Here is a 15253-nt window from a genome sequence, read left to right on the forward strand (position 1 = left end):
CCATGCGACTTGCCACTCTTGCCGACGGCACGCCGGACGGATCTCTGGTCCTGGCCTCGCGCGACGGGACGCGGTGCCTGAAGGCGCCGGTTTCCAACCTCCTGACCGCGATCGCGAACTGGGACGTTCTGGAGCCGCAGCTTGCCGCGCTCGCCGAGCGGGTCGAGGCAGGGGAGGGGGAAGCCCTCGATCCCGCGCGGCTGCTCGCGCCCTTGCCGCGCACCTGGCAGTGGCTCGACGGCTCGGCCTTCGGGACCCACGGCCATCTCATGCAGATCGCGTTCGGACTGCCGCCGGTCGAAAGCGAGCGCCCGCTCATGTACCAGGGCATGTCCGACCGCTTCTATGCGGGCAGCGCCGACATTCCCTTCCTCGATGAGGCGGATGGCATCGATTTCGAGGGCGAGTTCGGCGTCATCCTCGACGCCGTGCCGATGGGCGTCACGCCCGAAGAGGCGGCAGGGTACATCAAGCTCGTGGTGCAGATCAACGACTGGTCGCTGCGCGCGATTGCCCCTGCCGAGATGAAGACCGGCTTCGGCTGGGTCCAGGCCAAGCCCGCCTGCTCGATGGCGCCCTTCGCGGTCAGCCCGGATGCGCTGGGGGCGCAGTGGACCGGCACCGGCCGGGTTGCGCTCGATCTGGTCGTCGAACGCAGCGGGCAGCCGTTCGGCCATGCCAATGGCGCAGCGATGGACGTGGGCTTCCCCGAACTCGTGGCGCATGCGGCGCGCACGCGCGATCTGGTCGCGGGCACGATCATCGGATCAGGAACGGTCTCCAGCCCTGACTACGAACAGGTCGGCTCGAGCTGCATCTCCGAGGTCCGCGCGATCGAAATGATCGCCAGCGGCGCGGCCTCGAGCCCGTTCCTCCAGTTCGGGGAAGAAGTCTTCATGGAAGCGCGCACGAGCGACGGCTGGGCGCCGTTCGGCACCATTCGTCAGAAAGTCGTGCCAGCCTGAATTTACAGGCCAATTGAAAGAGTATGGGGAGGGACGGGCGTCCGGAAAGCGTCCAGCCCCGCTTCGCATTGCTCCGCCGGGCCGCTTCACCGCGGCCCGTTCGTGCGGCAACGCGCGGTTACATGCGCCGACCTCGTCGGAGCTGCGTTCTCAGAAAACAATGATGGCTGGGGCGGCAGATGATTGATAGCAGTGCTATTAAATTGATTTAATTGTATAATATTGGAATTTTTTAGGTCGCTTGCCAGTCCGTTCACCACTAGGTCGGAGAGCTGCAGTGGGATTTTTTGAGCCATAGTGCGAAAATGCGGCAAGGCGGTTTCAAGGCGAGGTGAGCGGAGTTTTCGACATCAGTTGGCGCCCTCGGGAAAGGACGAGCCGGCGAACGCCGACAATTGAGATCACTCATGTGCACTTGCCAGTCCAAAACCGCTTGTAGGACGGGGTAGCCTGAAGAAGCCTTTTTCGGTGTCCATCAAACCGGCAGCAGGCCAAAGCTGTCTTGTCGCTGCTCACTTCACCTCGACCTTTGGGAGGGAGGAAATCGGTTCAATCGTGATGTTGCGGAAGAAGGTTTCTGCACCTTCTGATTGAAGCTGAATGTGTCCTTTTGTCAGCGGAGTGCGCGCTTTCGTTTGGCCGTCGATGACGGCCAAATCATGAACCGCAAGCACGGGCACGCCGTTGACGACATGGACCGCCTGATCGCCCAGGACATACAGGTCCAAAGTGTTCCATTGGCCGGTCGGTCGCTCAGCGTCACTCGCCGCTTCAACGTTGTAAGTGGGTAGGCCGACTTCCGCTAGTGCACCGCCGACCTGATATCGACGGTAGGGATAAAGCGTAAGATCAGCATCGTGCCCGATGTAGCTGCGAATTCCGGTGCTTTGCCCCACCTGCACAGCCATGCCTACCGAACCACGCATAATCTCAAATTCGACCGCAGGCATCCATGTGCCGAATACCGATCCTAACTTGCCGTATGAATGGTACAGAAGTCCGTTGTTCTCCGGCATGTCCTGCCGGGGAGCGTATTTCTTGTTACCCCATTTATATTGCATTCTAAGGTGGTAATTACCGTAGACCCCTTTGTGCACGAGCGCGCCCCACAATTTTCCTTCTACGTAAAGTGCAGGTTTCCCGTCCTCTTGGACGACCCGGAAAGTACTTGCACCTTCGCTGGTGTTCTTCCCGATGGCGCGCTCGGTGGTCTGGTGGTAGGTCAAGGCAGGATCTCGATATCCGATCCACTTGTCCCAGCCACTTAAGTCCGTGCCATTGAAAAGCGCGATGGCCGGTCCCGAGGGCTCTGGAATGTCAGTCAGGACCAGTGTCTGCTTCGTGTAAGGCGGATCAGAAGCGATGGCAGCCGCATCAGATATCTGAGCGCCTGCACTTGCGCAGGTCATAGCGGCTGTCACAGCAACAGAAAACGTCGAGACGACTAATGCGCGCATGTTGAATCCTTTTTCACGCAAAAACCTATGGCGCGGGTCCGTGCTATGCCGCGATGCGAAGAAATGTACATTGTGCCTGCTATTTCGTCGCCACGGATTCGCTTCGTTCAGAAGTCGTGGCCGGGGCGCGGAACGCGACATGAAACAGGATTGCGATCACACCCGCTGCGATCGCGGGATAGATCCAGAAGGCGTGCCAGTCGGCAATCGTCGGGTCTTTAGGCATGGCGGCATAAAGTAGCCCGCCAATCTGCGAGCCAAGCAACATGCCAAGCCCATAAGTGAAGAGCGTGAGCATGCCTTGCGCCTGCGCCTCTAGCTGGCGCGGAGCGGCCAGCGTGCTGGTATAGATCGCGCCAGCCACGAAGAAGAAATCGTAGCACACGCCATGCAGGGCAACGCCCAGATAGATCGCCCAAGCCGCACCATGGGCGTCGGCCAGCGCAAAGAGGGCATAGCGCAGGGCCCAAGCCACCATGCCCACCAGCAGGAGGGGCTTTACGCCGAAGCGGCGGTAGAGCCAGGGCATGCTGAACATGAAGACCAACTCGGACATCTGGCCCAATGCCAGCACTCCGCTGGCATTGGCAAAGCCGATCGAGCCGATGAAAGCAGACGTATACGCGTAGTACATCGCCAGCGGGATCGAGATCAGCGTCGCGCAGGTCACGAAGACGAGAAACGAGCGGTCTTTCATCAAGGCAAAGGCGTCAACGCAGAACAAAGTGCGCAGCAAGCCTTGCTCCCCCGGATCGTCGCGCGAGACCGATGGCAGGGTAAAGCCGTAGATGCCCAGCAGCAGCGAGGCCGCTGCCGCGATCTGGAAGATAGCCGGGCTTGCCGAAAGCGCACTCCAGCCCACGATCAGCCCGGCTGCAATCCAGCCCAGCGTACCGAAGGCGCGCACGAACGGGAAGCGATCCACGCGCGTACCCAGCGCCTTGAGGGCGAGATTGTTGGCAAGGCCGACAGTGGGCATGTAGAGCATCAGATAGGCAAACAGCATGCCTACGAATGCTCCACCGGTCGCTGGCGTGATCTGCGCCGGCAGCAGGAGCAGCAGTCCGCCACCCAGCAAGTGCAGCACGCCAAGCAGAAGGCGTGGCGGCAGGTAGCGGACCGCGACCATTCCGAATACGAAGGAGCCAAGGATCGATGCGATCGGCCCCACCGAAAAAGCGTCGGCGATCAGTGCCCCAAGGCTCAAGGTTTGCATGACAAGGCCGAGCGTCACCGACCAGGCGCCCCAGACGAAGAACTGAAGGAACATCAGGATCGAGAGACGCGGCGTCGCGGCAAAGGCCGCCGCCCGTGGGAGGGAGTTTGCCGGGTGCTCGGAAGCTTCGCTTCTCGGTGCAACAGTCGTAGCCGTCATGGAAAATAGACTCTGTATCAGGCTGGCAATGACGCCAGATAGCGCTGGCTGGCGGCAATCATCGGAAGCGGCCCCCCGATGTAGGGCGGTTCCTGTTCGACGTAGAACTCACGCACGCCATCGGCATAGGCGGCCGGGAGGATGGCTTTCCAGTCGATCATCCCCGCCCCCACGCTGGTGGGATCCTGCTTCAGCTCGAAATTGGGCTGGGTCGAGGGCTTGATGTCCTTGACGTGGATCTGGCGGAAGCGGCCGGGGTGGTGGCGCAGCAGGGTGAGCGGATTGTGCCCTGCCGCCGTGACCCAGCCTGCGTCCATCTCGAATGTGACGAGGTGCGGGTCGGTGCCGTGAAGCAGGATGTCGAAGCCGCAGGTATCGCCGAGCGGCGCGAATTCGAAGTTGTGGTTGTGGTAAGCGAAGCCCAGCCCCAATTCGGCGAAGATGCGGGCTTTGGCATTGATGTAATCGGCGGTGCGCTTCCAATCGTCCGCGGTCATCGCGCGTCCGGCGGCAACGAAGGTTTCGAAGGACGATGGTGCTGAAGTGGCGCTGGCAGGCAGCGGGAAGATCGGCATGACCACTGTCTTCACGCCAAGGACATGCAGTGCTTCTGCGAGCGGTCCGGGTTCGCTTGCGAGCGAAGGGTTTTCGTCAAGGGCCTGCGTCGGAATATGGGCGCTGCGGCAGATGAGGTCTGCCTTGTCCAGCGCGGCACGGAACTGCCCGGCGCTGCGCTTGTGGAACCCTGCGATCTCGACCGTGCGGTAACCCATCCCGGCGATCTGCGCCAAGGTTCCCTCGAAATCCTCATTGAGCAGGGCATCGACCGTATAGAGCTGAACGCCGATGGGCAGATCGTGCATGGCGAAGAACCCCTTTGCAGATGCGCGCGACAGGACCGGCCTCGCCACCGAGGTCATGGCGGCAAGGCCAACTGCACCCAGTACGGCGCGCCGGTTCAGGCGGGTATCGATCATCTTCCTCTCTCCTTCGCGGGCTTGGCGCAGATCATTTTTGTACTTGTCCCGCTGGCCTAGCGATCGAGCCCGAGGATGTGCCGGTTGGCAGTCTCATCGAATCCGGTGCCAACGAAATCATCGAATGCGTGGGGCGTTACGCGGATGATGTGGTCGCGGATGAAGGGCGCGCCTTCGCGGGCGCCGTCCTCAGGATGCTTGAGCGCGCATTCCCATTCGAGCACGGCCCAACCCGTAAAATCGTAGGCCGCCATCTTCGCAAAAATGGCCTTGAAATCGACCTGTCCATCGCCGAGCGAGCGGAACCGGCCCGGCCGGTCGACCCAGTTCTGATAGCCGCCATAAACGCCCGAACGTCCGTTGGGATGGAACTCGGCATCCTTGACGTGGAAGCACTTTACCCGCTCGTTGTAGATGTCGAGAAAGGCCAGATAGTCGAGCTGTTGCAGAACGAAGTGGCTGGGGTCGTAGAGGATGGAAGCGCGCGGATGCGACCCGACCTCCTCGAGAAAACGTTCGAAGGTGGCCCCATCATGCAGGTCCTCGCCGGGGTGCAGCTCGTAGGCAAGGTCGACGCCGTTGTCCTCGAATACATCGAGGATCGGGCGCCAGCGCCGGCCCAGTTCGGCGAAGGCTTCCTCGACGAGCCCGGCAGGCCGCTGCGGCCAGGGATAGACATAGGGCCAGGCAAGCGCGCCGGAGAAGCTGGCGTGGGCATCGAGCCCGAGGTTGCGGCTTGCGCGCGCGGCGAGCTTCACTTGCTCGATCGCCCAATCCTGCCGTGAGGCAGGATTGCCGCGCACGTGCGGAGCGGCAAAGCCGTCGAACAGGCTGTCGTAGGCTGGGTGGACCGCGACGAGCTGGCCTTGCAGATGGGTGGAGAGTTCCGTCGGCTCGATGCCGTGAACGGCCAGACGGCCCCGCAGGTCGTCACAGTAGTCCTTGCTCTGCGCCGCCAGATCAAGATCGATCAGGCGCGGATCGCACGGGATTTGGATGCCCTTGTAGCCAAGTCCCCCAGCCCATTGCGCAAGACTGTCGAGCGTATCGAAGGGCGCTTCGCTGCCCATGAACTGGGCGAGGAAGATCGCCGGTCCCTTGATCGTCTTCATGCCGTCTTCTCCACGAAGGGCAGCCAGCGCCGCTCGGCATCCGAGGCGATGGCGCGTTCGATGAATTCGAGCGAACGCAGGCCTTCGTCTGCGCCGGGAACTTCGGTGGCGGGAGCGCCGGTGCGGATCGCCTGCGCGAAATCGGTATAGATGTTTGCGAATGCCTCGACGAAGCCTTCGGGGTGGCCGACCGGCAGGCGCGTGGCGGCCAGCGAGGTGGGGGACAGCGACGCCGCGCCGGCGAAGACGATCTCGACCCGGTCGTCTGGGGTGAGGATGCGCAGTTCGCCCGGCGCCGCATGCGACCATTCGAGGCTGGCGCGTTCACCATAGATGCGAAGGCGCAGGCCATTGCGCTCGCCCGGGCACGCCTGCGAGGCGATCAGCACGCCCGGAACTCCTCCTTCTAGGCGCAGCAGTACGTTGCAGTCATCGTCGAGCGTTCGGCCGGGGACGAGGCGAGGCAAGTCTGCGCACAGTTCCTCGACACGCAAGCCGCTGACGTGTTCGAGCAGCTGGAAGGCATGAACGCCGATGTCGCCTATGCAGCCGCCCTTGCCAGCGCGTTCGGGATCGATGCGCCATGCCGCCTGTACATTGCTTTCGTCGGTAGGTTGCCAGAGCCAGCCCTGCGGATATTCGACCACGACCTTGCGCACTGCCCCGAGCACGCCCGCAGCGACCCGCGCGCGGGCTTCGCGGATCATGGGATAGCCGGTGTAGGTGTAGGTGAGGGCGAAGGCGCGTCCGGCTGCTTCCACTTGCGTCGCCAGCTGGCGGGCCTGTTCAAGCGTAGCGGTCATCGGCTTGTCGCAGATCACGTGAAGCCCTGCATCGAGCGCCGCGCGCGCAATCGGGAAGTGGCTGTCGTTGGGCGTGGCGATGGCGACCGCTTCGATGCCGTCCTCGCGACCCGCTTCGGCGCGGAACATGTCCTCGTGGCTGGCGTAGGCGCGCTCGGGGTCGACACCCCAGAGGAACGCCTGCTCGCGCGATTTCTCTAGTGTTCGGCTGAAAACGCCAGCAACCAGATCGAAACGGTTGTCGCGCTGGGCCGCGGCCTGGTGTACCGCACCGATGAACGAACCGCGCCCCCCTCCCAGTAGGGCAAGGCGAACAGGGCGTTGGGCGGCAGGCATCATCTGGTCCGATCTCCCGGTGGCCAGTCTCATAGGAGGCGGCCGCGTTATAATGTGGCATGGGCCCAGTGAGGGCTCGTTCTGAAACCGGTTTCAAACACGATTTTGTGCAGGAGGCAAGTCCCTTGTGCGGCCCGGTGCGAGCAGGCAAAGGGAACGGTATGGCTACGATCCGAGATGTCGCGCGCGAGGCGGGTGTGTCCCCGGCAACGGTTTCGCGCGTGCTGGCTCGCCCCGAGGTTGTCACACCAGACCTGCGCGAGCAGGTGTTGCAGGTGATCGAGCGGCTTGGCTATGCGCCGCATCCGATTGCTGCGAGCCTGAAGACCCGGCGGACGGGCAAGATCCTTGTCACCGTTCCCGATATCTCCAATCCATTCTTCGCCAAGGTGATACGTGGCATCGAAGGGGGGGCGGTGGCTGCGGGCTACGCGGTTGTGCTGGGCGACACGCGCGATCTTCCCGAACGCGAGGAGCTTTTCGGGCTCATGCTCAAGCGCGGGGAAGTTGATGGCCTGATCTTTCTCGGACATCGCCTGCCCAAGGTGATCGCGGCGCTGGTGCAGGAGGCGGGCGGGCAGGCGCCGGTGGTCAACGCCTGTGAATTCAACAGCGAACTTAGTGTTTCAAGCGCGCATATCGACAATCGGGCGGCTGCAAAGGCGGCCATGGACGCGCTCTATGCCGCAGGCCACCGCCATGTCGCCGTACTGAGCGGACCGGCGCAGAGCCCGCTCACCCGCGAGCGTCTCGGCGGAGCGCGGGCCAGCGCACAGCGCCATGGCGCGCTGGCCGAGTTGCAGTTGCTGGAGGGCGATTTCTCGCTGGCCTCCGGGCATGCCCGCATGCACGAACTCCTGCAAACGCAGAGCAAGGCGACCGGAATCTTCTGCCACAACGACGAGATGGCGATCGGCGCCCTGGCTGCGCTGCGTGAATGGGGCCTTTCCTGTCCTGATGACGTATCCGTAGTCGGTTTCGACGATATTGAGATGGCCAGCTATGTGAATCCGGCACTCACCACGATCAGACAACCGATGGAACAGATCGGCCAGGAAGCTGCGCAGTTGCTTCTCGATACAATACGGAATCGAGATGCGCCGCCACGGCGAGTCAGGCTGTCTTGGGAACTGATAGCGCGTGGTTCACTCGGGCGGGCGGCCAAATGAGTCCACTTATGCTTTTTATATGTACAGGGAGATAAGCGGTCGGTCCCATTTTAGGTTGTAAAAAGCCTTTTAATGATGTGGCACGCTCTCCTGTGTGGATCCTTCCTGGCAGTCCCATCAATGCCGTCGGGAGCGGTCACATCATCAAAGCCAGATTGAAGCTCAAACGGAATTATCTGTCTCTTCGGCTACAGCCGTTTGGCGATACCGATCGCGACTTGCAAACCGAAACGTCGCAATGAATGCAGCGAAGGCCGGGGACATATTGCGTCTACTGGGATAGAAAAGGTGGTAGCCTTGAAAGGTCGGGCACCAGTCTGCCAAGACCTCTCTGAGGCGCCCCCGGTCGATGTACCGCTGAACAAAATTTTGCGGTGCGTAGATCAGTCCGGATCCATCGATTGCAGCATCTATGGCAGGCACGAGGTTGTTGAACGTTAACTGGCCCTCGACACGAACACTGAATTCCCGCTTCTTCTTCTGGAATTCCCATGCGTAGATTGCCCCGGACGTGGGCAGCCGCAGGTTGATGCACTGATGGCTGGTCAGATCTTGCGGGGTCACCGGTAACGGGTTTTTGTCGAGATATTCTGGCGAGCCGACAACTGTGTACTGAATGTCGGAACTAACTCGCACCGCCACCATGTCTTTAGCAATGGCCTCACCCAACCGAACACCCGCATCGAACTGATCCTCGACAATGTTCGTCAGCCCATTATCGACGATGAGCTCGACATTGATATCGGGATAATCAAGCAGAAACTGCGGCATGCGCTGGCGAAAGACGAGATCAATCGCATCGTCCGGGCAGACGATACGCAAGCTGCCCGCTGGGGTGTTTCTCAGTGACCCGAGGGCGGCGACCTCATCTGCAATGCCCTGAAAGTGAGGTTCGATCCCCTTGATGAGGCGCTCACCGGCCGCCGTGGGGGCTACATCCCGTGTCGTGCGGGACAAAAGCTGTATTCCAAGGCGCTGCTCAAGCGCCCGTATCGTATGGCTAAGAGCCGATCGCGAAACGCCCAGGTTCGCGGCTGCGCGCGTGAAGCTACGCTCCCGCGCGACCTCGATGAGCGCTCGCATATCGCTGAATTCGTCCCGTCTCATTGGTGAACCTCATTCACTACTAGATGCAGATTAGACCATCTAGTCGCTACGGGCCACCCCGAGTTATCTCTAGGCTCAAAGATGGAATGAGCAGCGCCAGGACGATATGAAAACAGATAAGACCAATGCGGATCAGAGCGAACCGACCCCTTGGGCTGCAATAGCAAGCCTTTCGCTTCTCGCGTTCCTGCTGGTCGGGTTGGAATTCATGCCTGCCAGCTTGCTCACGTCCATCGCCAGGGACCTCGCGATCTCCGAAGGGCAGGCAGGGTTATCAATCGTCGTTTCGGGGGCGTTTGCGATCACGACGAGCCTGCTTGGGAATGCTCTCTCCGCACGCCTCGACCGGCGCCTCGTTGTCCTGATGTACGCCTGCGTACTCACCGTTTCGAGCTTGATTGTTGCTGTCGCACCAAACTTTCCAGTCTTTCTCATCGGACGGGCGCTGGTAGGCATGGCGATCGGAGGGTTCTGGTCCCTTTCGACGGCAATTGCCGCCAGACTGGCCCGCGAAAGCGACGTTTCCAAAGCCATCGCGCTACTACAAGCCGGCACAGCTTCAGCGCTTGTCGTTGCAGCGCCGATTGGCAGCTTTCTTGATACCCTAATCGGATGGCGAGCAACATTTCTGGTAACGGTACCCATCGGCATGGCGGCGATTGCCTGGCAGCTGGCTGTCCTTCCTCCGATGCCTCCGATGGCGACTGCTTCTGCTTCAGTCGGTGAGATGTTTCGACTGCTGCGTAAGCGTGATTTCGCGACCGGTATGGCGGCGATCGCCTTGTCCTTCATCGGTCAGAACGCGCTCTCAATCTATCTGCGGCCGTTCCTCGAAACCGTCACAGGCTTCCACGCCGGGGCCGTCTCACTTGCCCTGCTTGTTCTCGGGCTTGGCGGCCTGGCCGGGCTGAGCTTGATCGGTCGGGTGCTGCGCTACAGCCTCAATGCCGTGCTGATCGGTCTGCCAATCGCGCTTGCCGTGCTTGCGGTTCTGATGATCACCTTTGGAAGCGTCGGGTCAATGACGATCGTCTTGCTACTCCTCTGGGGGCTGCTCACGACCCCGCTGATTGTTGCCTGGAACACCTGGATGGCGAGCACGATTCCCGACGAGCTTGAAGCTGGTGGCGGGCTTCAGGTCGCGCTCATCCAATGTGCGATCGCAGGCGGCGCTTCCGCCGGAGGCATGCTGATTGATCATGTCGGGCTGTGGAGCGCCTTCTCGCTCGCCGCTGTCCTGCTGCTGGGCTCAGCCCTTTTCGCTGCAGTCACCGTTCTTGGCCGACCGCATACCTCCACAAATTCTCTGAAAACAGGAGTCCAAAATGTCTGATGGAATCGCAAATAAAGTCGTCGTCATCACCGGCGCGAGCAGTGGCTTAGGAGAAGCCTCCGCCCGTCATCTGGCCGCCAAGGGCGCACGGGTCGTTTTGGGCGCCCGCCGTTCGGACCGAATTACCGCTTTGGCGAAGGAACTGACCGACGCAGGTCACGAAGCGATCGCTGTCACGACCGACGTCACCGACAAGGAACAGGTCAAGACACTGGTCGATAGGGCTGTGGAGGCCTTCGGCCGCATCGACGTGATGCTCAACAATGCCGGGCTAATGCAATTGGCACCGCTTGAGAAGCTGCAGACCGGCGAGTGGGACCGAATGATCGACATCAACGTGAAGGGTGTTCTTTACGGCGTTGCGGCTGCAATACCGCATATGAAAGCGCAGAAGTCCGGCCACATCATCAATGTGTCCTCGGTCTATGGCCATGTCGTCGACTACAACGCCGTCGTCTATTGCGCGACCAAGTTTGCGGTGCGCGCACTGACCGAAGGGCTGCGCAAAGAGCTCAAGCCCTACAACGTGCGCACGACGGTCATTTCGCCGGGGGCGGTCAACACTGAACTCGCCACCCATATCAGCGATGCCGACATCAGGAGCAGCGTCCAGGACTTTGCGAGCCAGAACGGCGTCGAGCCCGACACCTTCGCGCGCGCCGTTGCCTTCGCGATCAACGAGCCGGCCAACGTGGACATCAACGAAATCCTGTTCAGGCCGATCAACCAGCCCGTTTGAAAGGCTTCGAACGTGAGCATCGAAACAAACGATGAGGAAGCCGCGGCAACTGGCGCGATGGTGTCGACAGGTCGGCGGCAGTTCCTGACATCGGCCGCAGCGACTGTCGCCGCGGCTGCCATTCCCTCTGCTGTATCTTGGGCAAGGCCTGCCGCTGCCCAAGACACCCGAATGCCCCGAGGACAAAGCGCCATGAAGACCCGTAAGCTCGGTGCCCTGGAAGTCTCCGAAATCGGCTTCGGAGACATGGAGCTGACTCCTGGTCCTTATGGACTGGGGATTGAGCGACCTGAAGGGTTGAGGGTCATCCGCGACGCCTACGAGCAAGGCGTCAGGTTTTTCGATACTGCGGAGGTCTACGGTCCCTACCTCAACGAGGAACTTGTCGGCGAAGCGCTCGCGCCGGTTCGCGACCAGGTGAAGATCGCTACCAAGTTCGGCTTCGCGATCGACGGGACCAACCGCCTGGACAGTCGGCCCGAGCGCATTCGTCGCGTTGTCGAGGAATCGCTCAAGCGCCTGCGAACCGACCGTATCGATCTCTTCTACCAGCACCGCGTCGATCCCAGCGTGCCGATCGAGGATGTGGCAGGCACGGTCAAGGACTTGATCCAGCAGGGCAAGGTGCTGCATTTTGGGCTTTCGGAACCGAGCGCGACTACTCTACGCCGGGCGCACGCGGTGCAGCCGGTGACGGCGGTCCAGACCGAATATTCGATCATCGAGCGCAGCGTGGAACGAAACGGCGTCCTCGACACCTGCGAGGAGTTGGGGGTCGGGTTCGTGCCGTGGGGGCCGCTGGGACAAGGCTTCCTTTCGGGCAGGATGGACGTGAACGTTCAGTCGACCATGGATCAAGAGAATGATCTGCGCGCCCATTTCCCGCGCTTCTCGCCGATGGTGATGCAGAACAATCAGCCGATCATTGCGTTTCTTGCGAAGTTCGGGGCCGCGTGGGGCGCCACTCCGGCCCAGATGGCGCTGGCGTGGCTGATGGCGCGCAAACCCTGGATCGTGCCCATCCCCGGCACCACAAAGATCGACCACCTCCGCGAGAACCTGGGCGCCGTCAGGATCGAACTGACGCCGACCGACCTTCGCGAACTTGAGACCGGACTGGCGCGGCTCGAGATCTATGGAGGACGCATGGACGCCAATCAGATGGCGCAAATCGGTCAGGACTGAGCGCCGGGCCCTATGTCTGGCCCGCGGCCGCAGGTCCTCACTTCAGAAGATCAAAGGATGTATTTGCCATGGCACGCATTTTTGTCACCGGATCGTCCACTGGCCTTGGGCTGCTGGCTGGAAAGGCCCTGCTTGCGGACGGGCATGACGTGATCTTTCATGCCCGCAGTCCGTCACGGGCCGATGACTTGCGGCGCGACGCAGGCCGCGATGTGAAGATCGTGACAGGAGACGTCAGCACGATCTCCGGCGCGCTCGACATCGCGGATCAGGTCAATGGGATCGGTGCGCCGGATGCGGTGATCCACAATGCAGGGTTGGGCGCCGACACGAGGCTGTCGCTGACCGTCGATGGCATCCCAGATCTGTTCGGGGTCAACGTACTTGCGCCCTATATTCTGACGGCGAAGATGCCGGCACCATCAAGGATGGTCTATCTCAGCTCTGATATGCACTTCGTGTCGCCCGAACTGGATGACATGCTGTGGCGCCGGCGCAGCTGGAGCGGCTATGCGGCCTATTCCGAAAGCAAGTTCTATGTGACCGCACTGGCCTTCGCAGTAGCGCGGCTTCGTCCCGATGCCCATTCGAATGCTGTCGATCCTGGGTGGGTGCCCACTCGCATGGGTGGCCGGCAAGCGCCAGACGATCTGGAACAGGGCGCGACCACACAGGCGACACTGGCGTCGGGTGGAGATGCCAGGCTGGCAAAGCTGACCGGCCAGTTCCTCTACCATATGGGTGTACGCGAGCCAGAGCGCGAAACGCGCGACATCGAGATCCAGAAACGCCTGATCGACCTGTGCCAGGATCTGTCCGGGATTGGCCTTTAGGCTCGCAACAACGACGAGCTGTCGCCGTGCCTGCTGCAAGCGTGGGCTTGCCGAACCCCGCCGACGGTTGCCCTCAATCTCAAACCCATCACTGACAAATTGGAAAGAAGACCATGATCAAAGACAAAGTCGTCATCATAACCGGGGCATCGTCGGGCATCGGCGAAGCTACCGCCAAACTTCTGGCCAGCAAGGGTGCCAAGGTTGTTCTGGGCGCGCGACGCGCCGACAAGCTCAAGCTCATCGCGGACGAGATCACGCGTGCTGGCGGCCAGGCGGTCTTTCAGGAACTCGACGTTACCCAGCAGGCGGAAAATGACGCCATCGTCAAGCTCGCCAAGGACACTTTTGGCCGCTTGGACGTCATCTTCCTTAACGCAGGCGTCATGCCCAACGCGCCTCTTTCGGCGATGCGGACCGATGACTGGCACCAGATGGTCGACATCAACATCAAGGGCGTTCTGAACGGCGTCGCCGCCGTCCTGCCAAGCTTCATCGAACAAAAGGCTGGGCATGTCGTTGCAACATCTTCCGTCGCCGGCCTGAAAGCCTATCCAAACGGAGCGGTCTACGGCGGGACAAAATGGTTCGTGAAGGACTTCATGGAAGTGCTTCGTATGGAATCGGCCATGGAAGGTACCAACATTCGCACGGCGACAATCTATCCGGCCGCCATCAGCACTGAACTGCTGAACGCCATCGGCGACAAGGAAACCTCCGAGGCCATGCACGGCATCTACAACCAGTATGGGATTCCGGCTGAGCGGGTCGCCAACGTCGTGGCGATCGCCATCGATCAACCGGAAGATACGACGATCAACGAGTTTACCGTGGGGCCGGCAAACCAGCCCTGGTAAGAAGCAACTTGTTACAAGCTGTGCCAGCGGCGAAATCTGACGCTGCTGGCACAGCTTCATTCTTCATCGCAATCCGCAGGTCGGTCCTTTCTAAATCAAAGGTGGGCCCTCGAAGGCGCTTCCGTCAGATTTGACCCATTGCTAGCAACTGGAATGTTCGATGATTAAATCTGTATGCATTGCTGCGGCTCTGGTCAGCACGTCCTATTGTTCGAACGTTTTGGCTGCAGAGAAGCCACAGTCCGAGGTGCATTACGTTGCCCTGGGCAGTTCGTATGCTGCGGGCATCGGCTTAGGCGACAAAGTTGCGAATTCGCCACCAGTATGCATGCGCGGGGAAGGCAGCTATCCTCGCGTTCTCGCTCAGAAGATCGAAGCCACACTTACCGATGCAAGCTGTTCTGGCAGCACGGCGAAGCAAATTCTTGATGAGAGCCAGACAGGCCTTGAGCCGCAAATTCAGGCGGTGACCAAGGACACCGATCTCGTCACTATCACCGTGGGTGGAAATGACCTTGGCTACGTCGGCGATATGATGCGTGCGACTGGTTTGTTCGGAGGCTTGAAGGGGCCACTACAGTCTGCAGAGGCGCGCCCCTACACGGAACTGCGAAAAACGATCGTTGCTGTTCTGCAAGAGGTGCGTAAGCGGGCGCCCAGATCCAGAATTTTCCTGGTGACCTATCCTGACGTCCTGCCCGAAAGCGGGACTTGTGAACGCCTTGGCCTCAACGCTGATGAGGCTGATACATTTCGCGCCATCGCCAAGCAGCTCGCGGCCACGACGCGCTCGGCGGCACGTGAAGTTCGAGGCACGCAGTTCATTGACGCAGCCCGTCAATCGAAAGGGCACGATGCCTGCTCCGCACAACCGTGGACAACGGGGAGCCATCCAAATGAAGGCTTTGCGTTTCACCCCACTCAGGCGGGAGCGCAGGCAGTCGCTGCGATGATTGAAAAATCGATGGGTTACGCCAAACCGTGAGCTTACCCGTTCCGGGCGAC

At 60.9% G+C, this 15253-nt stretch carries 14 protein-coding genes; 8 read left to right on the forward strand and 6 right to left on the reverse strand.

Annotation, left to right across the window (positions count from 1 at the left end; genetic code table 11):
- The first annotated feature begins 2 nt into the window (after positions 1–2).
- Positions 3–965 (forward strand): fumarylacetoacetate hydrolase family protein, encoded by a 963-nt coding sequence (locus tag LC060_RS06000; protein WP_226633466.1) that lies wholly within the window; start codon positions 3–5, stop codon positions 963–965.
- Positions 966–1477: 512 nt separating this feature from the next.
- Here LC060_RS06000 and LC060_RS06005 read toward each other — a convergent pair.
- The 5 genes from LC060_RS06005 to LC060_RS06025 all read right to left on the reverse strand — a co-directional run bounded on the left by LC060_RS06005 (position 1478) and on the right by LC060_RS06025 (position 7028).
- Positions 1478–2422, reverse strand: coding sequence for a DUF1080 domain-containing protein (locus LC060_RS06005; RefSeq protein ID WP_226633468.1), 945 nt, complete (start codon positions 2420–2422; stop codon positions 1478–1480).
- Between the two features lie 79 nt (positions 2423–2501).
- Complete coding sequence (locus tag LC060_RS06010; RefSeq protein ID WP_226633470.1) at positions 2502–3797, reverse strand: MFS transporter; 1296 nt, start codon at positions 3795–3797, stop codon at positions 2502–2504.
- Positions 3798–3814: 17 nt separating this feature from the next.
- Entirely contained in the window at positions 3815–4774 is a 960-nt protein-coding gene (locus LC060_RS06015; protein WP_226633471.1) for a sugar phosphate isomerase/epimerase family protein, read from the reverse strand.
- Positions 4775–4830: 56 nt separating this feature from the next.
- Positions 4831–5886, reverse strand: a complete 1056-nt coding sequence (locus LC060_RS06020; protein WP_226633473.1) for a sugar phosphate isomerase/epimerase family protein — start codon at positions 5884–5886, stop codon at positions 4831–4833.
- Positions 5883–7028: a Gfo/Idh/MocA family protein gene (locus tag LC060_RS06025; RefSeq protein ID WP_226633475.1), complete on the reverse strand. Its 1146-nt coding sequence runs from the start codon at positions 7026–7028 to the stop codon at positions 5883–5885. Before LC060_RS06025 ends, LC060_RS06020 begins: the two co-directional genes overlap by 4 nt.
- A 158-nt stretch (positions 7029–7186) precedes the next feature.
- Here LC060_RS06025 and LC060_RS06030 point away from each other — a divergent pair, with 158 nt between their 5' ends.
- On the forward strand, positions 7187–8194 hold the full coding sequence (locus LC060_RS06030; protein ID WP_226633477.1) for a LacI family DNA-binding transcriptional regulator: 1008 nt from the start codon (positions 7187–7189) through the stop codon (positions 8192–8194).
- A gap of 162 nt (positions 8195–8356) precedes the next feature.
- On the opposite strand, the gene LC060_RS06035 is transcribed toward LC060_RS06030, so the two are convergent.
- Positions 8357–9301 (reverse strand): LysR family transcriptional regulator, encoded by a 945-nt coding sequence (locus tag LC060_RS06035; RefSeq protein WP_226633479.1) that lies wholly within the window; start codon positions 9299–9301, stop codon positions 8357–8359.
- Between the two features lie 106 nt (positions 9302–9407).
- Here LC060_RS06035 and LC060_RS06040 point away from each other — a divergent pair, with 106 nt between their 5' ends.
- The 6 genes from LC060_RS06040 to LC060_RS06065 all read left to right on the forward strand — a co-directional run bounded on the left by LC060_RS06040 (position 9408) and on the right by LC060_RS06065 (position 15233).
- Positions 9408–10634, forward strand: coding sequence for an MFS transporter (locus LC060_RS06040; protein WP_226633481.1), 1227 nt, complete (start codon positions 9408–9410; stop codon positions 10632–10634).
- A complete protein-coding gene (locus LC060_RS06045) occupies positions 10627–11373 on the forward strand; it encodes an SDR family oxidoreductase (RefSeq protein ID WP_226633483.1) in 747 nt (248 codons plus the stop codon). Before LC060_RS06040 ends, LC060_RS06045 begins: the two co-directional genes overlap by 8 nt.
- A gap of 192 nt (positions 11374–11565) precedes the next feature.
- On the forward strand, positions 11566–12558 hold the full coding sequence (locus LC060_RS06050) for an aldo/keto reductase (protein ID WP_226633484.1): 993 nt from the start codon (positions 11566–11568) through the stop codon (positions 12556–12558).
- A gap of 68 nt (positions 12559–12626) precedes the next feature.
- Entirely contained in the window at positions 12627–13391 is a 765-nt protein-coding gene (locus LC060_RS06055) for an SDR family NAD(P)-dependent oxidoreductase (protein ID WP_226633486.1), read from the forward strand.
- Between the two features lie 113 nt (positions 13392–13504).
- A complete protein-coding gene (locus LC060_RS06060) occupies positions 13505–14248 on the forward strand; it encodes an SDR family oxidoreductase (protein ID WP_226633487.1) in 744 nt (247 codons plus the stop codon).
- 160 nt (positions 14249–14408) lie between these two features.
- Complete coding sequence (locus LC060_RS06065) at positions 14409–15233, forward strand: SGNH/GDSL hydrolase family protein (RefSeq protein WP_226633489.1); 825 nt, start codon at positions 14409–14411, stop codon at positions 15231–15233.
- Positions 15234–15253: the final 20 nt, after the last annotated feature.

The organism is Novosphingobium profundi, assembly GCF_020524485.1.
GTDB lineage: Bacteria > Pseudomonadota > Alphaproteobacteria > Sphingomonadales > Sphingomonadaceae > Novosphingobium > Novosphingobium profundi_A.